The organism is Natrialba asiatica DSM 12278 (genome assembly GCF_000337555.1).
Classification (GTDB): domain Archaea; phylum Halobacteriota; class Halobacteria; order Halobacteriales; family Natrialbaceae; genus Natrialba; species Natrialba asiatica.
Window position 1 is genome coordinate 1 of record NZ_AOIO01000035.1, and the last position, 20,738, is coordinate 20,738.

The 20,738-nt window shown below is 61.2% G+C and carries 17 protein-coding genes, 1 tRNA gene and 1 pseudogene; 4 read left to right on the top strand and 15 right to left on the bottom strand.

The genetic code is table 11. The annotated features are described in order from the left end of the window. The 3 genes and pseudogenes from C481_RS15970 to C481_RS15980 all read right to left on the bottom strand — a co-directional run. Positions 1-566: pseudogene (locus tag C481_RS15970) on the bottom strand (type II/IV secretion system ATPase subunit); the annotation flags it as partial. Between the two features lie 14 nt (positions 567-580). Further along, entirely contained in the window at positions 581-1,339 is a 759-nt protein-coding gene (locus tag C481_RS15975) for an ATPase domain-containing protein (protein WP_006110327.1), read from the bottom strand. 15 nt (positions 1,340-1,354) lie between these two features. Next, complete coding sequence (locus tag C481_RS15980) at positions 1,355-3,799, bottom strand: FlaD/FlaE family flagellar protein (RefSeq protein WP_006110328.1); 2,445 nt, start codon at positions 3,797-3,799, stop codon at positions 1,355-1,357. A gap of 450 nt (positions 3,800-4,249) precedes the next feature. On the opposite strand from C481_RS15980, the gene C481_RS15985 reads away from it, so the two are divergent. Beyond that, the gene (locus C481_RS15985; protein WP_049904711.1) at positions 4,250-5,041 is read left to right on the top strand and encodes a DUF7500 family protein; all 792 of its coding nucleotides are present in this window, start codon (positions 4,250-4,252) and stop codon (positions 5,039-5,041) included. Positions 5,042-5,152: 111 nt separating this feature from the next. On the opposite strand, the gene C481_RS22990 is transcribed toward C481_RS15985, so the two are convergent. The 7 genes from C481_RS22990 to C481_RS16015 form a co-directional block, all read right to left on the bottom strand. Next, positions 5,153-5,287 carry a hypothetical protein gene (locus C481_RS22990; protein WP_275040071.1) on the bottom strand — a complete coding sequence of 45 codons (135 nt, stop codon included), beginning with the start codon at positions 5,285-5,287 and terminating at the stop codon, positions 5,153-5,155. Between the two features lie 84 nt (positions 5,288-5,371). Beyond that, positions 5,372-7,099, bottom strand: a complete 1,728-nt coding sequence (gene flaJ, locus C481_RS15990) for an archaellar assembly protein FlaJ (protein WP_006110330.1) — start codon at positions 7,097-7,099, stop codon at positions 5,372-5,374. Between the two features lie 194 nt (positions 7,100-7,293). After that, on the bottom strand, positions 7,294-8,463 hold the full coding sequence (locus C481_RS15995) for a FlaD/FlaE family flagellar protein (RefSeq protein ID WP_006110331.1): 1,170 nt from the start codon (positions 8,461-8,463) through the stop codon (positions 7,294-7,296). Next, on the bottom strand, positions 8,460-8,939 hold the full coding sequence (locus C481_RS16000; RefSeq protein WP_006110332.1) for a flagellin: 480 nt from the start codon (positions 8,937-8,939) through the stop codon (positions 8,460-8,462). The genes C481_RS15995 and C481_RS16000 overlap by 4 nt, the downstream gene beginning before the upstream one ends. Before the next feature lie 26 nt (positions 8,940-8,965). Next, on the bottom strand, positions 8,966-9,463 hold the full coding sequence (locus tag C481_RS16005) for a hypothetical protein (RefSeq protein WP_006110333.1): 498 nt from the start codon (positions 9,461-9,463) through the stop codon (positions 8,966-8,968). A 204-nt stretch (positions 9,464-9,667) separates the two neighbouring features. Further along, positions 9,668-10,336 carry an archaellin/type IV pilin N-terminal domain-containing protein gene (locus C481_RS16010; protein ID WP_006110334.1) on the bottom strand — a complete coding sequence of 223 codons (669 nt, stop codon included), beginning with the start codon at positions 10,334-10,336 and terminating at the stop codon, positions 9,668-9,670. A 2-nt stretch (positions 10,337-10,338) separates the two neighbouring features. After that, on the bottom strand, positions 10,339-10,926 hold the full coding sequence (locus tag C481_RS16015) for an archaellin/type IV pilin N-terminal domain-containing protein (protein WP_006110336.1): 588 nt from the start codon (positions 10,924-10,926) through the stop codon (positions 10,339-10,341). A gap of 234 nt (positions 10,927-11,160) precedes the next feature. Between C481_RS16015 and C481_RS16020 the strand changes: the two genes are divergently transcribed. Beyond that, positions 11,161-11,355 carry a hypothetical protein gene (locus C481_RS16020; RefSeq protein WP_006110338.1) on the top strand — a complete coding sequence of 65 codons (195 nt, stop codon included), beginning with the start codon at positions 11,161-11,163 and terminating at the stop codon, positions 11,353-11,355. A gap of 159 nt (positions 11,356-11,514) precedes the next feature. On the opposite strand, the gene C481_RS16025 is transcribed toward C481_RS16020, so the two are convergent. The 3 genes from C481_RS16025 to C481_RS16035 form a co-directional block, all read right to left on the bottom strand. Continuing rightward, a complete protein-coding gene (locus C481_RS16025; protein ID WP_006110339.1) occupies positions 11,515-12,378 on the bottom strand; it encodes a CheF family chemotaxis protein in 864 nt (287 codons plus the stop codon). Continuing rightward, a complete protein-coding gene (locus C481_RS16030; protein ID WP_006110340.1) occupies positions 12,375-13,655 on the bottom strand; it encodes a HEAT repeat domain-containing protein in 1,281 nt (426 codons plus the stop codon). The genes C481_RS16025 and C481_RS16030 overlap by 4 nt, the downstream gene beginning before the upstream one ends. Before the next feature lie 95 nt (positions 13,656-13,750). After that, complete coding sequence (locus C481_RS16035) at positions 13,751-14,563, bottom strand: hypothetical protein (protein ID WP_006110341.1); 813 nt, start codon at positions 14,561-14,563, stop codon at positions 13,751-13,753. A 413-nt stretch (positions 14,564-14,976) separates the two neighbouring features. Between C481_RS16035 and C481_RS16040 the strand changes: the two genes are divergently transcribed. Further along, positions 14,977-17,532 carry a hypothetical protein gene (locus tag C481_RS16040; RefSeq protein ID WP_006110344.1) on the top strand — a complete coding sequence of 852 codons (2,556 nt, stop codon included), beginning with the start codon at positions 14,977-14,979 and terminating at the stop codon, positions 17,530-17,532. A 640-nt stretch (positions 17,533-18,172) separates the two neighbouring features. Here C481_RS16040 and C481_RS16045 read toward each other — a convergent pair. Together C481_RS16045 and C481_RS16050 are read right to left on the bottom strand one after the other, a co-directional pair. Then, positions 18,173-18,246, bottom strand: a tRNA-Ile gene (locus C481_RS16045). A gap of 68 nt (positions 18,247-18,314) precedes the next feature. Then, entirely contained in the window at positions 18,315-18,929 is a 615-nt protein-coding gene (locus C481_RS16050) for an FxsA family protein (protein WP_006110346.1), read from the bottom strand. Positions 18,930-19,037: 108 nt separating this feature from the next. Between C481_RS16050 and C481_RS16055 the strand changes: the two genes are divergently transcribed. Then, positions 19,038-20,732: a DUF255 domain-containing protein gene (locus C481_RS16055; protein ID WP_006110347.1), complete on the top strand. Its 1,695-nt coding sequence runs from the start codon at positions 19,038-19,040 to the stop codon at positions 20,730-20,732. Positions 20,733-20,738 lie beyond the last annotated feature (6 nt).

Genomic DNA, 20,738 nt, shown 5'->3' on the forward strand with positions numbered 1-20,738 from the left:
ATCACGTGAATGTCCTCGTTGGCCGGGTCGCGCATGACGGGTTCGAGCGGTCCCAGACCGACGATGTCCCGATTCAGTCGGTAGCGGATGTTCTCGTAGGTTTCCTGGGGGACCTCCTGAATCCCGGGATGGAAGCGAACCTTGAGCCGCTCGACGATGTTCTCGACCGCCTCGCCCTTGATGTGGGTCGACTCGGTCAGGAGTTCCTCGATCCGGTCGCTGTACTCGGCGTCTTTCTCGGGGGCCGTCTTGCTCGCGCTTCGGCGAAGCAGCGAGTCTTTGACCGTCGAAAAGACCGATTGCTCTTCCTCCGAGAGGGTCGGCTCGACGGCGAAGTACTGCATCTTCGTCCCGACATCGCCGTAGATATGGCTGTAGATCGGTCCACCGACCGGATACAGTACGTTCGGATGTGACGTCTCGTACTCGGCGGAGGGCTCGTCGATCAACAGCGGGAACTCGCCCGTGATCTGTCTGAACTTCTTTAAGTGCTCGCGGAGGTGCGGGCGGCGAGCGGCTAACTCCTGGAGCTCGTCAGATGGCTTCGGCGTTCCCATTTCGGTCATGCGACCGTCACCCTCTAGGCAACACTCCGGTTCTCGATCACGATTCCCGTCCCCGACCGAACCGAGTACCCGATCCGGTCGCCGACCTGTTCGCCCATGCCCGCAAAGCGCTTGATGAACAGCTGCCGGCGGATGTCGTTGCCGACCTCGATCATCTCGAGTTCGATGAAGACGTCGGCGATGGATCGGAACGGACCGATCGCTTCCTCACCGACGGTCGAGGGGTCGACGGTCAGCACGACGATCTTGCCCTGGGAGATCACGTCTCGCAGGAACGAGATGATCTCGAGGGCGGCCTGTCGCTCCTCGTTTTGTCTGACCAGCGCTTCGAACTTCGGATCGTTGCGCAGGATGGCGTCGAAGGTGTCGATGATGATGACGTCCGCGGACCAGAGGGTGTCCTCGTCCATCAGATCGGTCAATAGGTCCTGGCGCGTCTGTTCTTCCTCCGTCGAGGAGAGGACGCCGCCGCTGTCTAAGTCACCGTGGAGGAACAGCAAGTTCTCGAAGAGGAGGTGTTCCTCCACGTTGTAGTTCAGCGAGTCCATCTGCTCGACGAAGCCTTTGACCTCGAGTTCGGTCGAGAGAAAGGTGACCGACTTGCCGGTCTCGCAGAGCCCGTAGGTGAACCGCTGCGAGATGGCGCTCTTGCCGGCACCGTAGTCGCCTTCCATCAGTACGATACTCCCGGTCGGGATGCCGCCACCGAGTTCCTTGTTCAGTCGGTCGCGGTCGTCTAAGCCGAGTGAGAAGATATTTTTGAACTGACTCATCGTCGTCTCGTCTCCTTACTGCTGGTGGGTGTGGTCGTCGGTGGTGCGTTCGGTGTCGGACACGCGGTCGTCACGGGTGCGGCTGTGCGTACGGTCGCGATCCCGAGGCCGGTCGTGCTCGAGATCCTCCGGCGCGAGCAGGAGTTTGATGCGTTCTACCTGCCAGCCATCGAGATCAGCCGGCTCGTCGGAAACGAGGGGCTTGGCGGGTTGGGCCTGGTCGGCTCGCCCGCCAGCGTCAGCGATCCGTCCGGCGTTTCCGCGGGCGTTACGCAGTCTCTCACCGGACGCCGACAGCACGACGTCGGAATCGACCCAGATCATCTGTCCGCCGTCAGTAACCTCGGGCTCGGCGAGTTCCGTTCGCTGCCCGTCCGACGGTGGGTGGGTCATCGACTCGGTGCCGGCAGACGTCTCGGCCCCGCCGGTCTCCGCGGACGACGCGGACTCCTCGGCCTCCTCGATGAAGATCTTCTGCGCATCGTTGGTCTCGAGGGCGGCCGCGTCCGCGCGTTCACCCTGCTCGAACTCGTCCGACCGCTCGCGGTCGTGTGACGGTTCGTCAGTCAAGGACTCCGTCGCCTCGTCATCGACGCCGTCTCCGTCCTTACCGAACGGATCGGTGCCCGGATCGAGCGGCTCGTCCGTGGTGAACTCGAGTTCGAGATCGTCGCTATCGTCCGCAGTGGCGTCGTCGGTTGCTTCGGTGGCGGTGTCGCCATCGACAGCGCCATCGACATCGACTTCGAGTTCGAGTTCGACTTCCGTCTCGTCGCTGTCGCCGGGAGCCACGTCGGTCTCCTCGTCGAACGCCAGTTCCTCGTCTGCGGCCGCAGCCGTTGTGCCCCCTTCTGCGTCCGCTGGTGGAGCGTCGGTCGGTGCTTCTTCGACCGCGACAGGTTCGTCCTCCGTCACGTCGTCCGTCTCCGTCGCTTCGGGCTGGTGTTGCTCGGCGGCGGCCATCGCCTGTTGGACCGCAATTTCCTCCGCATCGACCCACGCGTCGAACGGCCGCCGTTTCTTTTCCGGCGTCGCAATCTGGCTGATCCACCACAGGCTGCGCTTGTGATCGACGCCGAGCGAGGAGTGTGGGTCCGGGTCGCCGATATCCGGCCCGCCACCGAACCCGTTCAACACCGTCTGGAGGTGTGATTCGACCGACCCGCTCACCCAGTGAATCGAGTCGTAAAACCGGAGCGTTCGGGCCGCGCCGTTGAGGCCGAGTTCATCGACGAGATACTCGAGCCAGTCCATCACGACGAACTCGGTGTCGTACTCGGAGGGAATCGTCTCCAGATACGGCCGGCCGCCGTCGTCCCACGGAGCGACGGTGTCGGCCGCCGCGTTCTGAGACGCGCCATCTGCCTCCTCGACTAGGCCGTCTGCGGTCTCGGTCGTCGAGTCACCCGCAGACTCCGTCGTTTCCGTGTCCGTCGGCGCTTCTCCCTCGTCGAATCCGAGGTCGTCGGCGTCGGTCTCGAGATCGGATTCAGGTTCGATCTGGGACTCGGTCTCGTCCATTTCAAGCGCCGAGGAATCACTGTCTTCATCAGCCGTCTCCGCACCGGCCCCAGCCTCCTCATCCCAGTTTGCGTCGCCCGACTCGTACTCGGATTTCAACTCGTCGAACGAGAGGTCCTCGTCGCCGCCCATCTCACCGTCCAAATCCGAATCGTCGTCTTCTTCCGAATCCATACTCAGATCGTCCTCCAGATCGCCGTCTTCCTCGAAGTCGGTCCCGTCCTCGTCGTCGATGATGCTCTCGTCGAGGAACTCGTCGGCTTCGGCGCTCGCGATGTCGTCATCGATCGCCTCGTCTTCCACCTCGTCGCCGGAACTGTCGAAAAGGCTTTCGCCGCCGAAGTCCCCGCTTCCGGGGGCACCGCCACCGGGACCGGCGGTCATCGAATCCGCCAGCGAATCGCCCTCGACGAAGGGGTTTACCCCCTGAGTGACCATCTCGTACACCTCGAGCAACTTGCGGATGTTCTCCTCGATATCGTCGAGCGACTCGCTGATCTTCTCGTTCTCGCTTTGAACCGTATTCACCGTCGACGACAGGGAACCAACGTTGTTTTCCATCTCCTCGACACGGGATTCGATCTCGCTCGAGACACCACCACCGCCACCACCGTCCATGGCGTCCATCCCGCCCATGTCTCCCATCTCGTCCATGTCGCCCACCTCGCCCATCTCGTCGAGCGACATCGACTCGTCGTCGAGGAACTCCTCGCCACCGCCACCGAGATCGCCGTCGTCAAAGAGGTCACCGTCGCCGCCTCCCTCACCACTGCCACCGCTGCTCCCGCTAACGCTCTCGTCCGTTCGCGTCCCGGGCATCAACTCGTCGTCGCTCATACTACCAGCGAGGTCACCACCGACCAGGTCATCACTGCCGTTCCCGGAGCCCGAGCGGTCGTCGCCGTCTCCGAGTATATTTCCGATTATCGAGAGTACCATGGTGAACCCGTTCCGCTAGCGTCGTTCGTCCGCGCTCTCATCGCCACCTGCTGCCAGCCGCCGAATTGCACTCGGCGATCGGCTCGCCGCTCACGGTGGCACCAAGTCGTCATTCAAGGAAACTATAACAACCTACGTATTAAGTAATTGTGGCCGATCAGACAGCCGAGACGAGCGCAACGTGCCCCAGACAGGCGCTGTCCCTGCTCCGTGCCCAATGGACAACCCGTGCCTCCGGACGTTCCGACTCCCTCCTACTCACCTGCTTCTGCCCTCCTGTACTCGCTCACCACTCCCTCACGCGGTCACAGTACACTCACGACACTCACGCGGTCACATCCCTTTCATCACCGCCGCTGAACTCGTCTCGCCGAACTCCGTTCTCACACGTTTCAACCCGAACAAAGGTTTCTTTTTCGTTGACGTGGTACACCCAGTATCGATCGTCCCATGACAGATAGTAACGAGGGTGGCACACCGGATCCGAAGGAAAACGCAGACGTTCCGCCCGTTCTCCCCGGCGAACAACCGTCGGGAACCAAAGGCGGCGGCGCGCTTTCCCCCGAAGACCTCGACTTTACCGACAGCCCCTACGTCGCCGAAGTCTCCGACAGCCGCTACGTCGTCTCAGCAGACCACTCCCCACCCGACGTCACAGAACACTCGTCTCCGCCAGCATCCCGCCAAGACAGCCCGCAGACCCAAACCCAAACGCACTCACAGTCCCACACACAGGGGCAACCGCAAACCCAGCCATCACAGCCAGCCCGAGAGCAAGAGCAACAGCAAAACCAAACCCAAGACGCAGGCCAGCACCACCCCGACACAAAGCCACAACCACAACGACAGCAACACCCACAGTCACAATCACAACCCCCATCACAACCACAGCAACACCACCCACAACACCCACCCAGCCCCGAACACGCCCGCTCAATCCTCGCCGCTGAACTCGAACGAAGCGACGCTCGACTCGCAGTCGATATCGTTGCACAGTTCGGCACCGATACAGTTCGCCACCGAACGGCGTCGGACGACGTCGTCGGAACCTTCGATAACCTCGTACTCTGGTATGCACAGCACGTCGCGCGCAAAACACCCACGATGCAAACAGCATCGTTACTGCTCTCAAAATCCGAGTTCTCACCCGCGATCACACCCTCGCAGGTTCGAAAGGCCGCCGTAAACAACGGACTAGACGAGTCAGCGACGATCGGCGAGTTCATCGCTGAACTCGAGTAATGGTGGAGCGAGACGCTGTCAAATAGCCGGTTTCGGGTCAGGTTCCGATGCGGTTTCGATACGGTGTCTCTCCGGTTCAGGTGGCGTCTATTCTCGACTCTCAATCGCGCGTTAGCCGCCGTTCAGGAAGATCACTGAGCCCATAAACAGGGACAACAGAATCGAGAATCCAAAGAGCAAGAGACCGCTCTGTAGTGATGCGATACCGCGATTTGCCGTCGGAAATCGAAGGTGGTCGTCCGTCATCTCCCAGTATCGGCCGTCGTTTCGGTGGAGGAACCAACTGTCTTTCGGCCGCAGCAGGCGGTGGACGACGGAGCGCAGTCTCGATCAGAGATCGACGGAAATTAACACGTCAACCAGTCGTTCCGTAAGCGTCCCCGTGATCGAACCGATCCAGAGCAATGCCGCGAAGTGAATGTAGGAGTTGCCAAAGTGCCCGCCGTCTGCGACGCGGAGGACGAGTGATGAGATGAACGCGTTGAAAATCAAGACGAGGACGATCAGATACCGAAGAATCGGAACGTCGTACTGGTTGGTATGGATAAGTGAGCCGCCCGCGACCTGTCCCTCCAGGTCGATGTTGAAACTCGACAGCATGAGTGCCAATTCGAGACCCATGAAGAACGCGAACGCCGAGGCAGCCGTAATTCCGTAGATAACACCGACCAGCGTCGTCGTCTGCTGCTTTCGCTCCTCCCGCAGGTTGATAATCTCGCTCATATTCGAACTGATGAGTTCACCGAGTCGTTTCGGGCCACCGCCCATCTCCCGACCGATCAGATACATCTCGCTGAACTTCTGGATCAGGAACGTGTTGGCCTCGCCGGTGAAGTACCGCCACGATTTCTCGGTGCTCAAACGCATGTTCAGTCGTCGGTAGAGATCGTCGATATTCTCGGTAAGCGGTCCGAAGTCCTTCGTCCGAAGGGTCGCAAGGACCTCGGTCGTCGTGCTCTGTTTTGCGCTCTCACTCGTCCCCAGCGCCCGGACGAAGTTCGGAAACGCTCGGTCGCGTTCGAAGGCCTGTCGCTCTTCGTACCAGAAGACCCCGCCGGGGATTAAAAGTGGAAGCGTCGCGATCGGCATGTACAGAAGCGACGGCAAGGCATCGATCGGAACCGCGCTCGCCCCGGGCACGAAATCGAAGAAGAGCAACACCATGCCGACGATGAGGAAGCCGCTCAAACCGAGTCCGATGACGGTTGACCCGAGTAGTCGCTTCTTCGTCGTCGTTCGATAGCCGTCTTCCAGATACCAGATCGGGTCGTCCGGCACGACGGCCCGAATAACGAAGAAGAAACCGATCTGGATGAAGACGAAGAGGACGATCACGATCCCCGTCGTCAGCGTCGGATCGTTTCCGGTCAACAGCGGTAGGACGATCGCAAACACGAGTGCGAACGTCATCGAGATGATCAACGAGAGATAGAGGTCCTTCAACACGTCCAGATTCCCGAGGGACTGCTTGTAGACCGTCGAGTACTTCTCGACGAGAACGTCCTGTTCCTGGTGGAGGAACTCGCCGAGCTCCTGGCCGGCACCGAGGGTGTAGGCCATCCGTTCGAGCAGATCGGCGACGGATTCGCTCGGCACGGCTTTCGCTCGACGGCGACACGCATCGCCGAGACTCAGATGCCAGACGTCGACGAGGTCGACGATGCGTTGAATCTCGTCCGCGAGTTCACCGTACTCCTCTTCGCGTGCGAGTTGGCGCAGGACTTCCATCCGGTCGATGTTCGTCGTCGACAGGATGGTCATGTGAATGACGAACAGGTGAAACCGGTTTTCCATCTCGATGCGGCGCTGGTCGACGGCCAGTCTGGGATAGCCGATCGCAGCGAAGAAGATGAGCAGGCCGAGGACCGGAATCAGGAGTTTGACGAGTAGAAAGGCGTCGAGAACGACGGCGATAGCGATCGTCGCGAGAAAGAACAAGAATGCCGGCAGCAGGACGCCGGGCACGTACAGCCGCGCCGGGAGATCCATCTCGTCGTACGCCTGAATGACGGACTTGCTGAGGTCGTTTATCGCCGCTGTGTTGTCCGCAATACCCATATGCGTGATCCGGTTTCCGCTCTATCGAGCGGCCGTCTGGCACAACTCTCGCCACTCACCGGCCCATGACGGCCGAGGACTGGCACTGCCGTCGTAACCGCACCTACTGCTGCTCGTCATACAAAACTTCTGGCTGGCGTGCGATGACGGCTGCAAAACCCTCGAGAGCAACACGTCGCAACTGGAGACCGAGTTCACTCTTCCCGCCCGAGTTCACCCGATGGCGGCGTTGCCTCCGGCGTCGCTATCCCCGCAATGTACTGGAGGCTGCGTTTGTGTTCCGCGTTACTCAACACCGATTTCGGCTCCAAGTCGTCGAACTCGGGTGGCGTCGGCGCAGCGCCATCGTCGCCGGAACCGTCTCCAAACCCGTTTAAGAGCGCGTGCAAGTACGTTGCGACCGGCTCCGAGATCCACTCGACCGACTCGTAGTAGGCGATCGTCCGCGCCGCCCCGGTGATCCCGGCCGCGTTCACGAGGAACTGCACCCATTCGAGCGTCGCGAGTTCGGCATCGTTTCTCGCAGGATGGCGAACCAGGTAGGGGAGGTCGCCGACCTCGCCGTTGGTGCCCTCGATAACGGAGTCGACTTCGGCGACAGCGGTATCGCCAGCAGTGCCGTCCGTGTCCGCCGCTTCCTCCGCGTCGGGATCAAACGCAGCCTCGGATGTCGCCTCCTCCTCATCGCTGTCGTCGACGACAGACGCGGTGTCAGACTCCGACTCGAGGTCGGCGGGCGACTCCGATTCGAATTCCGCATCGTCAGCGTCGAGTTCGAGGTCATCCTCGAAGTCCGCTTCCGCGTCGAGCGTCTCGCCGAACTCGTCTTCGTCACCCTCCTCGTCGGCTCCCTCGAAGCCGTCACTGAACTCGTCGTCAGTGTCGTCGTCGAGGTCATCATCGAGGTCATCGTCGAGGAAGTCTTCCGCCTCGGAGTTGATGATGTCGTCGTCGATATCGTCGGCGGGGTCGTCTTCGCCGCCGAACACGCCGCCCTGGCCGGCGGCGGTTTCGAAGGCGTTGCCGAGTTCCTGATCGCCGACGAAGGGATTGATCCCCTGGGTGACGATTTCGTACATCTCGACGAGTTTGTCGACGTTCTGCTCGACGGTCGTGATCGACTCGCTGATCTGTTCGTTTTCGCCGCGGACTGTCTCGACCTGATTTCCGAGCGAGTCCACCTCCTTTTCGATTTCGTCGAGTCGATAGGTGAGTTCGGTGTCGTCGGAGCCGTCGCTGTCGTCGCCGTCGAAGCCGAGGTCGTCACCGATCAGTCCGTCGTCGCTCCCGAGCAGATCGTCCTCCTCGTCTTCCGGGTCCGGTTCGTCACCGCCACCGAGTTCACTGAATAGCAGTAGTGTCATGCGTTATCCTCCCAGTAGAACGTAATCGTGTCTTCGTCGTCGTTGACGAGCACGACGACTTCCGTATCGCCGCGGACGTCGGCTGTCGAAATCGTAACCTCGACGACGCCGCCCGGGTTCCAGGTATTGGTGTCGGCATCGACTCGTTCGACCGCCGTTACCGTCGAGTAGGTACCATCGACGAGCGCGTCAACGACGCTCGGGTCAGCCGGCACATCCTTGGTACCGACGTTTTTTACCAGGACGCTCACGTTGTACCCGTCGCTCGTCGTATCGTTCTCGACTATCGCGTCCGGCTGTGACTCGTCGCTGATGATCGCGATGTCGGTTTTAATCTCGTCGGAAACGGTCCCCCCGCGCATTTCGATCGAGTCGCTTACCTCGCCGACCTCCATAACGACGGTTCCCGCGACCGCCGAGGCGATCACGAGACTGCCGATGAACATGATCAGGTGTGTCGCTGAAACGCTCGCCATTTAGTATTCGTCCTCCATCTGTCCTCTTAAGTCGTGATCGCAGCCGAATCGGCGACGCCGCGTTTCGTTGTTATCCGGACACTATCTTCGCTCTCGTTACCGGTAAGCCCGATCTCGTCGTCGGTCCGATCCTCGACGATTTCGATTTCGAGATGCGTTCCAGGAAGCCACACGTCACTTTGATTGCGCTCCGCGTCCCCCACTACAACCGCCGTTTCCTCGTCAACACCCTGCGTCGGATAGAACTGCCCGTTGACTACGACGTCCGTCATCGTGACGGAGAGTGACGTTGCGCCCTCGTTGGTGACGTTCACGATCGCATCCGTCTCGTTTGTCGCGTCGGTGTACTCGAACGACTCGATCGCGACCGCCGTATTCTGCCGTTCGCGAAACTGGTCGTTCTGGGCGGCAAACGCCTCGCCGGTTTCCGCACCGACGCTGAAGACGGTCGGTACGATGGCGCTTACGGCCAGGAGAAATCCGACCAGTATCACCAGCACTGCGCCACTCGTACTGAACCCCATTAGGTCATCGTGACGTTTCAGATTCTTAAAAGCCCTCTGGCCAGTTCGCCGTGCGATGAGAACGGAGCGGGTCGCCGCCGCGTTTGCCATCGCTAGCGATCACTCGGCGATGAACTCGCTCTTGGGGCAAGAGCGATCCGACAGGAGACGCTACAAGACCGGTGTTGAAAAAACAGGAAAAAGCGGTAGATCGGCGAGACCGGTTTAGAGTCGGACCGCTTCACCGCTGTCGGTGAAGAGATCGGGTGCGCGCAGTTCGACTTCGGTGGTTGCACCGGATGGCGAAACGATACTGAGCGACGACTCGTCACCCTGTCCGAACGGTTCCTCCGTGCTTCCGAACGGTTCGACCTCCGGATTGAGGATAATCGTGTAATCGTTGTCGTCGTCGCCGAGGACGGCCTGATCGGATGCAACGTAGTTGTTGTTGTCGTCGATCACGGCGAAGTGTCCCGAGGTCAGGTTCGTCGCGTTGCCCGGCTCGGTGCTGTTGAGATACGTACTATCAGTATCGTCTATCTTGGGCATGACGAGGTTTTCCTGTCCGTTCGGACCGACAGCTTGAATGATCGTCTCGTTGAGATCGATCTCGTCGGAACCGGCTGCACCGGTCACCGTCAGGTTAACGGACGTGATGTTCGTGGGATCGTCAGAATCGGTGTCCTCAACGATACCGACTTCGCTGGTGATGTCGACGCGTTCGGAAACCAGGTCCGTACTCTCTTCGCCCGTCGCTTCGGCCTGCGTCTGGAGCATGCCAGCCGTGTTGATCAGCACGCCTGCAGCGATCGCAGCGACCAGCACCATCGCGATGAACACGATGAGCGTCCCGATACCAACTTGACCTCTCTCCGTTGTTTCGTTATCGAACATGGTTACAGTTTCACCGAGCTATCCTCGTCAGTAATCGTGGTCGGAACGCGGATCTCCATCTCGGTCGTCGCACCGGCGTCCGTCGTGAAGATCACCGACAGTTGATCGCCCTCTTCCAGCGTGCTATATACCTCGTTAAGGGAAACGATCACTTCGACGCGGTCGCTCGTTTCGGTTAGCACGGCTTCGTCAGGCGCCCCGTCAACACCCTGAACGTTTTTGATTTCGACTCCGCTCCCGTTATCGGTCGTGAAGGTCTCTTCGCCCTCCGAGCCGATGAATTGCGCAGTCGTCTTGTTCAAGTCGATCGGATCGGAGCCGGCCGCCATCGCCATGACGAAGTTGAGTTCAGTGATGTTATTGTTATCACTCGCGTCGGAAACGTTACCCGACGCACTCACGATTTCGAGACGATCGCTCACTTGGTCCGTCGATTCCTCCCCGGTAGCTTCTGCCTGGGTCTGCAGCATGCCAGCCGTATTGATTAGCACGCCCGCGGCAATCGCAGCGACCAGCACCATCGCGATGAACACGATAAGGGTACCAATCCCCACCTGACCACGGTCGTGGTCGTTGTCTGTTTCGAACATAGTTGGTTACACCCGGGAGTCCCGGGCAGTACAGGCTGATTCAGACTGACTGTTATTAAGTCTACTTGCCAAACTTGACACTCTTAACTCTAACTGCCGATAGGTGGATATCTTAAACTTGGTGGCCGAATTAGACATCACATAATTAAATCTGGTGGCCGATCCGTTCGTGGAGGATCAACTCCGTCCCCGTCGGCCGGGACACTTATCTTTCCGGTCCGACGAGTTCAGCGCATGAATATCGTGGACGGCGATAAGATCGAGTGTAGCCGCTGTGATGAACTCGTGTTACTCGACGATGCGAATATTCTCGGGAAGTCGAACAATCGGACGTATGCAAAGCCGCTCTGTAACGGATGCCTGGAGAACGTTGGCGTGCCGCGAGGGTACGAATTAGAGCGAGACGTGAGCTATCTCAAGAGCGATTGATCGGTGTCTAGCACGTACGCGCGGGAGCGTGGGTCGGTCGTGAGAGCGAGTTCTGATTCGTAATCGAATACGCGTATGCGGGTGGTTTCGTCGAGCGGAGGCGGCGTCGACCAGGAGGAAGTGAGTAGCCGTGGGGGAGTCGCCACGCGTCGTCCGCCGTTACTTGTTGTTCATCGCTTCGCTCGCGATATTGCGTCCGCGCGGCTTCAAGGCTACCTCGCGCCGCACGCGGACCTCCTCTAACACCTGTAGCTCGATCAGGCGCTCGTAGATTTCCTCGACCTCGTCCGTATCGATATCCAGAAACTCCGGCACTTCGAACGGCGAGACGCCCGAGTAGATCGCCATCAGCACCTCCTCTTCCTTGCCGGAGAGATCGATCTGTGAGGCGTTTTTCTCCGCGCCGCGGTCCAGGACGGATTTCAACATCGCGCAGTTCTGGCTGGAGCCCGAAAGGTACGTCTGCACGCTCGAGCCGTCCTCCGTGTGCTCGGCCTCGATCACCGGCCGCTCCCGTGATCGAACCGTGCGTTCGTCGCTCTCGACCGTCCCGACGTCGTCGACCTCGATCTGGACGAACTCGCCGCTTTCGATCGCGAAGTTTGCGACGCCCTCGTTGATCTTCACGCGGGCCTTCCGCCACGAGGAATCCTGGACCACGCCACCTTTCACCGCCGGATGCTTCACGAGCACGATCTCGCCGTCCAGAATCGCCTTCTGGATCTGCAGTTCGAACTCGTTGACCGCGTCCATCGAGATGAGGTAGACGTTCGGCCCGTAGTTGATGCTGATGTAGTCCGAGACCTTCGCGACGGTCTGGTTGACGTCGTACCGGCCGCGAATCGATTGGATCTTCGAGAGCGGTATCGTCTCTTTACCGCTGTTGCTGACGATCACCAGCCGCTTGTTCGAGAGGACGAGCCGGCCGTTCGACCAGTTCGTGTCCGATAGTTTGCGTCCCTCGCGGACGACCTGCGTGAACTTGCCGGTGACGTCCGCGAGTTTCTGTTCACCCTTACTCATGCTGGGTCACCAGTGACTGTCCCGACGCCGCCGAGTTTCGACAGCGCGGAGAACCCTCGCTTGCGCAGTCGATCGCTATCGGTTCGCTCGACGAAACTCGAGAGACGGTTCCGAGAGGTATCGCCGCCGATCTTCCCCAGGACGAACAGCGCCTTGACCCGCAGTTCCTCGTCGCGAAGGTCGTCCTCGACGAGTTCGAGCAATCGCTGTTCCAGCCCGTCGCTGTCGAGCAGCGACAGACTCGTGGCGGCGAACTTCGAGGTCATTTCGTCGTCGTCGGCCATGGTCTCGATCAGGGCGTCCTGTGCGGCCGCCGTCGAGGAATCGTTCGCGACGCGCCCGAGCAGCCAGGCTGCGTTGCGCCGCTGGGCGGTCTCCGTACTTCGATCCAGGATTTCGATCAGCGGCTCGACGACCTCGTCTTCGTCCGCCGCCTCGAGTTCACCGACGATCTTCTCGCGGATCTGGTGGCTCGCGTTGGCGGGTGCCTCAGAGAGGAGTTGGACGAGCGAGAACATCGCGGTTCGGCGAACGGTATCCGCGTCGTCGCTCAGGGCGTTCGCGAGGACTTCGACCGCCTCGACGCTGCCGAGACGCCCGAGGGCGTCGACGGCGATGCGCCGGAGCACTTCGTCCTCGGCGTCGGCCACGTCGACGAGTTCGCGGAGCGCGTTGTCGGTGCCGATGTCGGCCAGCGCGTACGCGATTTCGATGCGGACGGAGTACTGGTCCTCGTGGAATCGGTCGGAAAGGGCGGGGACGCTCTCCGGGGATTCGATGCGCCCGAGGGCGCGGGCGACGCGCGTTCGTACGCGAGAGTCGGGATCGGTGAGCCGGTCGACCAACGCGCTGACGACGTTGTCCTCGCCGATGCGACCGAGGCCGGTCGCGGCGGCCATCCGGAGCTCCGGCTGATCGGCGGTCAGCCCGCGAGCCAGAACCTTCGCTTTCTTCCACTCGGCCAGGTCTTCGAGATCCTGTCCCGAGAGATCGCCGATGAACTCTTCGAGCGCGTCCTGGCCGTACTGGTCCAGCGCGTCGATGGCTGCGGCCCGAACCTCGTCGCTTTCGTCGTCCTGCGATGCCGTGACGAGCGCGTCGATCACCTCGTCGCGCGGCGAGCGCGGGTTCCCCTGGACCGAATCGTCGTCGGCACTCGTCTCGAGACTGCCGAGAATCTCGGCGGCCCGCCGACGGATGTCCGGATTTGAACTCGCCTCGAGATGCCGAATAAGTTGTTCGAAATCCGCGTTGCGTTCGAGTTCGAATAACGTCATGGCTGCGAGATCACCCGCCCGCGGCGGGACGACGGACGCGTAAGGTCGTCCCCGTGTGACAGTAGCCGCCCGGGTGGCATTGATCATCGGCCATGTCACTCATCGCTCCCGTTTCCATTGCTGGAGCCCGCCGTACTGTCTGACTCGTTCGGGTCCGTCTCGCCGGTGTTGGTATCAGTGTCGTCGGTACTGTTTTCACCGTCTGCAGTGCCATCGCTGGTATCGCCGTCAGCGGCCGTCCCATCGTCGGTCGCCGTCTCGGATTCGTTCGCTCCGGTCCCGGACTCGGTCTCGGCCTCGTCTCCGTACTGTTTCGTCCGCGCGATTGCGTTCCAGAGTTCGACGTCCGAGGCCTCTCCCGCTAAATGCTCTTCGGCCCACTGGGCGTTGACGGCCCAGCCCTCCACTTGTCCATCGAAGGGATCGGTCACTTCCGTATAGAGATGGTTTACGTCGGACCCGCGATCGATCAGCCCCTCGCTGAACACGCGATAGATCATCGCAATCTCGTCGTCGGACTCGGTTGCAGTCGTTGCGTCCGATTCGTAGAACAGGATCAGATCGTTGTCGTCCGTATCGTGATAGAGGTCGGCAACGGTAATATCGTTCTCCTCGAGCAAAAAGTAGAACTCGCCCGGTGTCGCCTCCGGGTCGTCGCCGGGATCGGTCGGATCGACGGGGACGCGGCTACCGCCGAACTGTTTGATGGTCCCTAGACAGCCCGCCGTCAGCCCGACTGAAGCGGTTCCGAGCGCAGCCAGGGCTGTTCGACGAGTTCGTCCGGCGTTCCGCTCGTCCGTTTCACCCTTGGTTCCCTTCTCACCCGACCCGATCGTCGATTCAGCCTTCAGACAGTCCCGGTCGCCTCCGTCGCTGCAGGCGGCTGTCCCCCCAGGATATCGTGGCATCGTTACGAACTCGTCACACCAACGGGTGAAAAATTCGTCGGCCGTTCGGGTGACGGCCGGGGGTGAACCGACCGTCGGCCCTCCGCCACACCTCGAATGGGCCGGCAATATGATATGAGTGGATTTCCTACTGGTCGGCAACGGGAGTCTCGACCTGGATCGGGGACGACGAAGACTGGAAAACTATGTCACGGAAGGAAAGGGTTACCGGCGGAGAGTCGGCGGAAACGGCGGCGACGAGTCGGACGAAACGACCGACCCAGACGAGTAGTCGATCGACCGCTCCGACGACTGCTTCTGCGACGAATCCGACCGCCGAAGGTCGCCACTGGTCTGTTCGGCGCGGTAGTCGCTTGTTCGTCGTGGTACTCGTGGTCCTGTCGCTCGGGACTGCGGGTTTGCTCACCGGTGGGATGGCCGCCGGTGCGGTCGCCGATCCCATCGCCGATTCACTCGCCCCGTCCGCGCCCGCGAGTCTCAGTACGTCCGCTTCCGACGCCGGTGAGTACGATGACACGGTCGTCGTGCGATTCGCCGATGATCACGTCGTGACCGGGAGCGCTGCGGAGTCGATGCCGTCCGATCCGGTCGTCACTGCGGGCGGCGAAGAACTCGTCGTCGTCGATGGCGCTGTCGAAACCGAAACCGGGGATGCGATCGTCGCCGGGAACAACACGGTTCGAGTCGCCGAGAACGATCCCGATCTGGTGGTCACCGACGGGGAGGTGCTAAACGATACGCTCGAGGTGACCGACGGCGGAATCGTCCAGACGGTCGAAGGTGAAACGACTGTCAAAACCGACGATGGTAATCCGGTCGAGTATACCGCCTACGACGAGACGAATTTCGTCCCGGAAATCGTCGACACGAACAGCCCCGGCGAGGGCGAAACCCTCGAGGTGACAGTCGAGATCACCAATACGGAGTACGGAACCGAGACGAGGGACGTCGACTTCACGCTTACGGACGGCGACGAAACGTTTGCAACGCTCACGGAGTCCATCGAGTTAGACGGTGGCGAGTCGACCACCCACACCTTCGAATACGAAACCGAACGCGACGATCACGAGGCGACGCGAGCCTTCGTGGAAGTGGACTACGACGGTAACGAGGACGACACCGATGTGACGATCCACGAATCGAAGGCCACCGTTACTATTGCCGACTGGACGCGAAACACCGCCGCCGGTGACGAACTCGATGTCACCGCCAAGATCAACCGTCACGGGAATTACCCGCAGGGTGAACAGGAATTCCTGATCGAGTTCAGGATCGATGGCACACACGTCACGACGAAACCGGTCTCGATGGAGCCGGGTGGACAGGCGGTCGAGACGTTCACATACGAGACGAGCGAGGCGGATTCGCCGTCGGTCGAGGCAGTTGTCAGGAGCGGACTTGACGGCGAACCTGACGACGCGGCCAGGGCCGTCGTGGAGGTCATCGGCCAGGCGACGCACGAAGAGAACGTTCGGGCGCAGTTTACCGACCGGAACCGACCGGACGAGGGCGAGACGCTCGAACTCGAGGCCGAAATCGAGTACGACCGCTCCGATCGTATCCCGAACGAACCGAAGGAATACCCGGTCGAGTTCTACATCGACGGCGAACTGGTCGACAATCGAACCGTCGAACTGAACGGTGACGAGACCGTCACGGAAACGTTTACCTACGAAACGGAGCAGGGGGATGCGCCGCGGGTCGATGCCGAATTGAAGACACCCGGAACGGGCGATACGACCAGACCACGGATTAACGGGAGCGGTTTCGACGTCGAAATCCTCGATGTCAACGGTCCCGTCAACGAAACCCAACCACTCGTTGCCACGGTCGGCATCGAAAATACCGGCGACATCGCTGGGGAGCAAGAAATTCGACTGCGTATCGATAGCGGAGCCGGCGATCCGGATCAGACGACCAGACACATCCGCGGCCAGAAGAACGTTTCGCTCGAGGTTGGCGAACGAACGACCGAACGCTTCTCCTATCGAACTCGTTCGTCGGACGTCCCCCTGACCGAAGTTGCGATTCTCAGCGACGACGACGAAGCGACGCGGAACGCGATGGTCCGCGCCAAAACCTCGCGGTACGAGCCGCGAAACCTGACCGGCGACTACACGAACGAATCGAGTCGAGAACTGACGCTTTCCGCCGATATCAACAACACCGGCACCGAACCGGGCGACCAGTACGTCGAGTTCAGCCTCGACGGTGAACTCGTCCACGTCGATCGGATGACGCTCGAGCCGTGGGAGTCGGAGACCGTCTCGACGACGATCGATGCGCCGGCGGAGATCGGCGCACACGACTTCGCGGTTGAAACCGACGACGAACGCGCGGACACGCTCGTCGGCGTCGGCGTCGAAGTCAGCGGTAGCGACCCGGATACCGACGGAACGGGGGGGAATCAGTCAGTTGATGGGGATACTGATTCGGGATCGGACGGTTCGCCGAACACGGCGACTTCCGGCGGTGGGATTCCGTGGCACTTCCTGGGTTTGAGCCTCCTCGGACTCCTCGTGGTGTTCGCACTGGCGGCCCTCTTTCTCCTCTACCGCCACGATCCGGAGACCTTCCCGCCGGAGCCGGCAGCCGTTCCGGGCATTCTGCAGACGGAGGTGAACTCGCTCGCGGCACGAGTTCGAACGACCGATCTGGCGCTGCTGATCGCGACCGCCAAGCGAGCGATCGGACTCAGCGCCGGGACGTTGATCGTCCGAAACGATCTGCCGCGCGCGGCGACAGTCCGCGTTCGCTGTCAGACGGAAACCAACACCGTGTTCCTCGAGGATTTCGAGTTACAGCCCGAGGAGCGGCGAGTTCTCGGCTCGCTTCCCGACACGGATCGGTTCAAGGTCGGGGCCGGTGTCGACGATATCACGTCCCACGAGGAGGTTTTCGACCGCGATAACGGTGACGTCGGCGTCGTCCTCAGAGCGGAAGGGATCGTGATCGGCAATCTTTCCTGAAGCGTCTCGCGGGCCCACTGTAGAGTACTAGTGGCCGTAAAAAGAAGAGGACCGATAACCACTGTATGACATATACAGAATATCTCTAATTCAGATATATTTGAGTCAACAGTATCGGACACTGTTTGACCGATATGGCGATAAACTGGGTATTATAGCCCTATTAGAGTGTTCTTCGGTAAAGAGAACTGTGTCTATTTCGCTTCCGGTAGTAAGAGCGTATTGTAGCGTCTTTCTACCGATATACTCGGCATGATCAATGCCTTCCACTGAGAATTATAATATTCTTTGAGATACAAGATACATGGTGTATATGAATAGCACTCTGTATTCGTTCATGATTGCCCAGCGATTGATAGCCCAACGGGCAGTAATCCGATCGGGCTGTTCTGTGCGAGTTCACTCAGTGAAGCAGCGTGGTCCCGGACGGAGAGTTGAACTCGGATCGAGGCGGGATGATGTAGTCACTCGGTGGACAGAGTAGGGAAAATCGGTCAGCTGTCGCGTTCGGGTCGCGGCCTGGGCGTCCGCGGATGAGTTTCGGCAATTCGAACTCCCGTGACCGCTTCCGCTCACGGGACGGCTCGGACCGAGAACGGTTATCTCGCGGTCGCTCGTGGAGTAATGTGCCGCAAAAGGATGGGCCAACTCGGATTTGAACCGAGAGCCTCCACCTTATCAGAGTGGCGCTCAACCTAATTGAGCTATTGGCCCGCGACTGCACTCGTTAGTTGCTCGGTGGGATGTTTAAGCGTTTCTTTCCGTTCGGCCCTTGGGATGCGCTACCGCGCATAGCGGCTGTCATCCTCCTCATCGTCCGAGTTCTCCGTGGACTCGTCGCTGCCGCCGAGATCGATACTGTAGGAGTCCTGGCCGTCGGTGCCGGTGTTGACGGTGTAATCGTCCGCACCCAGATCGTACGTGCCAGCGTCGGCGTTCGTGCTGGTGCCGGCTGTGCCCTCCGGATCGCCGTTCGGGAAGCCAAACGTCCAGACGGACCCGCTCGCAAGGCCGCCGGTCTTTTTGTCCGCGTAGGGCACGATCACGTATCGCTTGAGAGCCGCTCGGATCGGGATTCGGGTGATCGGAACCGCGATGAGGAATCCGATGAGGTCCGTGACGAGCCCGGGCGTGAGCAAGAACGCGCCGGCAGCGATCAGGAGCCCACCGTCGAGCAGTTGATTCGTCGGGGGCTCACCCCGTGCCAGCGAGCGTTGCATCTTTCGGAGCGTTCGTCGGCCCTCGGCGCGAACGAGGAGCATCCCCACGAGGCCCGTGAGGACGACGAGGAGGACCATACCGATCCAGCCGATGTAGCTCGTCTGGCTAACGACGACGGCGAGGAGCACGGCGTCGAGAAACGGAATGAGCAACAGTGCGAAGATCCACCGGAGCATACCTCGATGTAGCCGGCGAAGCATGAAAACCCTTTACTCTCACAACAGCACTCGATAGGGGTCTTGGGACAACGAAGGGCTTACGCCCGTCACCGGCCACCCTTCGGTATGGGAATCGGTATGGGAAGCGACGACGAAACGCGCGTCGAGTGGCGCGAGTGGGGCCAGGACGCCTTCGACGAGGCGGCGACGGCGGACCGACCCGTCCTGCTCTCGCTCACCGCGACGTGGTGTGATCACTGCCACGAGATGGACGCAGAGACCTACGCGGAGCCGCGAATCGCGGCGAACGTCAACGACAGTTTCGTCCCCGTTCGCGTCGACATCGACCGACGCCCGCGCGTTCGTGATCGGTACAACATGGGTGGCTTCCCCTCGACGGTCTTTCTCGCGCCCGACGGATCGGTGCTGACCGGCGCGGGCTACCTCGGTCCCGACGGAATGCGCCAGGTGTTAGACAGCGTCCGGACGATGTGGGACACGAAAGGCAGCGGTGCCGGTCGCATCCCCCGGCCGCTCCGAGAGGACAACCCGCCCGCCGGCGCGCTCACGAGCGACGTCGAGTCGGCGATGCTCGGCCAGCTAACGGAAACTTACGACGAAACCACCGGCGGCTGGGGCGACAACCCGAAATTTCCGCTCCCCGACGCGCTCGAGTTCGGCCTCAAGCGCGACCGGGAGATGGCGCTTCGCTCGTTCGACGCGGTGAGCGCGAACCTGTTCGACGAGTACGACGGGGGGTTTTATCGCTTTGCGACGGAGCGGGATTGGTCCGGCCTTCAGCACGAGAAACTCCTCGATTCGAACGGCGCGCTCGTGCGCGCGTTCGCGAACGCCTACCTACACACGGGCAAAGACGAGTATCGCACGCCGGCCGCGCGAACGGTCGAGTTCCTGACGACGACGCTCTGGAACGACGACGTCGACGCCTTCGCGAACAGCCAAGCGCCCGGCGAAACCGAGGCGCACGGACTCGATCCGACCGACCGCGAGGCGGCCGACGAGCCGCCGGTCGACGAGGTCGTCCTCGCGGGGCCGAACGCACTCGCGATCGAGGGGTTGCTCACGTACGCCGCCTACACCGACGACGAGCGCGCCGGTCGGTACGCAGAGCGCGCGCTCGCGACGCTCCGGACGGACCTGATCGCCGAGGGGACGGACACGGATCGAGGTATCGTCACCCACGCACACCCCGAAACCGTCGATGTGGCCACAGCCGCGCCGCTCCTCGCGAATCAGGCGCGAACCCTGTCGGCGCTAACGACGGCCGCGAGCGCGCTCGATCCCGCCGCCCTCTCGACCGCGAGGGCAGTCGCCGACGCGACGATCGACCGCCTTCACGACGAAGATTCGTTCGTCGACGGACCGGCGGCCGGCGCGGGGCTGCTCGAACGCCAACTCCGCCCGCTCGACTCGAATGTCGCCCTCGCCGACGCGCTCCTCGAACTCGCGGCGCTCACCGGCGAGAACGAGTATCGCGAGTTCGCCCGGGAGACGCTCGAAGCGTTCGCCGGGGCGAGCGACCGATTCGGCGTCCAGATCGCCCAGTACGCGACGGCCGTTTCCCGACTGCTGGAGGGGCCGCTCGTGATCGCCATTGCCGACGACGTCGGCTCAGACCTGCATCGGGCCGCGCTCCGACTCGCGGACCACGAGAAGGTCGTCGTTCCCGGCGCGGCCGCCGCCGATAGCCATGATAGCCTCCCGTCCGGCACCGCTCGCGTCGAACTCGGGGAGCGCGAATCGGCCACCGCCGAAACTCCGGCGGAGTTGAGCGAGGCCGTCCAGTCCGTTCTCGAGTAAGTCCGG

Excerpts from the sequence above, each read along its gene's own strand:
- C481_RS15975 (WP_006110327.1), bottom strand. The coding sequence starts at position 1,339 with ATGAGTCAGTTCAAAAATATCTTCTCACTCGGCTTAGACGACCGCGAC.
- C481_RS15980 (WP_006110328.1), bottom strand. The coding sequence starts at position 3,799 with ATGGTACTCTCGATAATCGGAAATATACTCGGAGACGGCGACGACCGC.
- C481_RS15985 (WP_049904711.1), top strand. The coding sequence starts at position 4,250 with ATGACAGATAGTAACGAGGGTGGCACACCGGATCCGAAGGAAAACGCA.
- C481_RS22990 (WP_275040071.1), bottom strand. The coding sequence starts at position 5,287 with ATGACGGACGACCACCTTCGATTTCCGACGGCAAATCGCGGTATCGCA.
- flaJ (WP_006110330.1), bottom strand. The coding sequence starts at position 7,099 with ATGGGTATTGCGGACAACACAGCGGCGATAAACGACCTCAGCAAGTCC.
- C481_RS15995 (WP_006110331.1), bottom strand. The coding sequence starts at position 8,463 with ATGACACTACTGCTATTCAGTGAACTCGGTGGCGGTGACGAACCGGAC.
- C481_RS16000 (WP_006110332.1), bottom strand. The coding sequence starts at position 8,939 with ATGGCGAGCGTTTCAGCGACACACCTGATCATGTTCATCGGCAGTCTC.
- C481_RS16005 (WP_006110333.1), bottom strand. The coding sequence starts at position 9,463 with ATGGGGTTCAGTACGAGTGGCGCAGTGCTGGTGATACTGGTCGGATTT.
- C481_RS16010 (WP_006110334.1), bottom strand. The coding sequence starts at position 10,336 with ATGTTCGATAACGAAACAACGGAGAGAGGTCAAGTTGGTATCGGGACG.
- C481_RS16015 (WP_006110336.1), bottom strand. The coding sequence starts at position 10,926 with ATGTTCGAAACAGACAACGACCACGACCGTGGTCAGGTGGGGATTGGT.
- C481_RS16020 (WP_006110338.1), top strand. The coding sequence starts at position 11,161 with ATGAATATCGTGGACGGCGATAAGATCGAGTGTAGCCGCTGTGATGAA.
- C481_RS16025 (WP_006110339.1), bottom strand. The coding sequence starts at position 12,378 with ATGAGTAAGGGTGAACAGAAACTCGCGGACGTCACCGGCAAGTTCACG.
- C481_RS16030 (WP_006110340.1), bottom strand. The coding sequence starts at position 13,655 with ATGACGTTATTCGAACTCGAACGCAACGCGGATTTCGAACAACTTATT.
- C481_RS16035 (WP_006110341.1), bottom strand. The coding sequence starts at position 14,563 with ATGCCACGATATCCTGGGGGGACAGCCGCCTGCAGCGACGGAGGCGAC.
- C481_RS16040 (WP_006110344.1), top strand. The coding sequence starts at position 14,977 with ATGGCCGCCGGTGCGGTCGCCGATCCCATCGCCGATTCACTCGCCCCG.
- C481_RS16050 (WP_006110346.1), bottom strand. The coding sequence starts at position 18,929 with ATGCTCCGGTGGATCTTCGCACTGTTGCTCATTCCGTTTCTCGACGCC.
- C481_RS16055 (WP_006110347.1), top strand. The coding sequence starts at position 19,038 with ATGGGAATCGGTATGGGAAGCGACGACGAAACGCGCGTCGAGTGGCGC.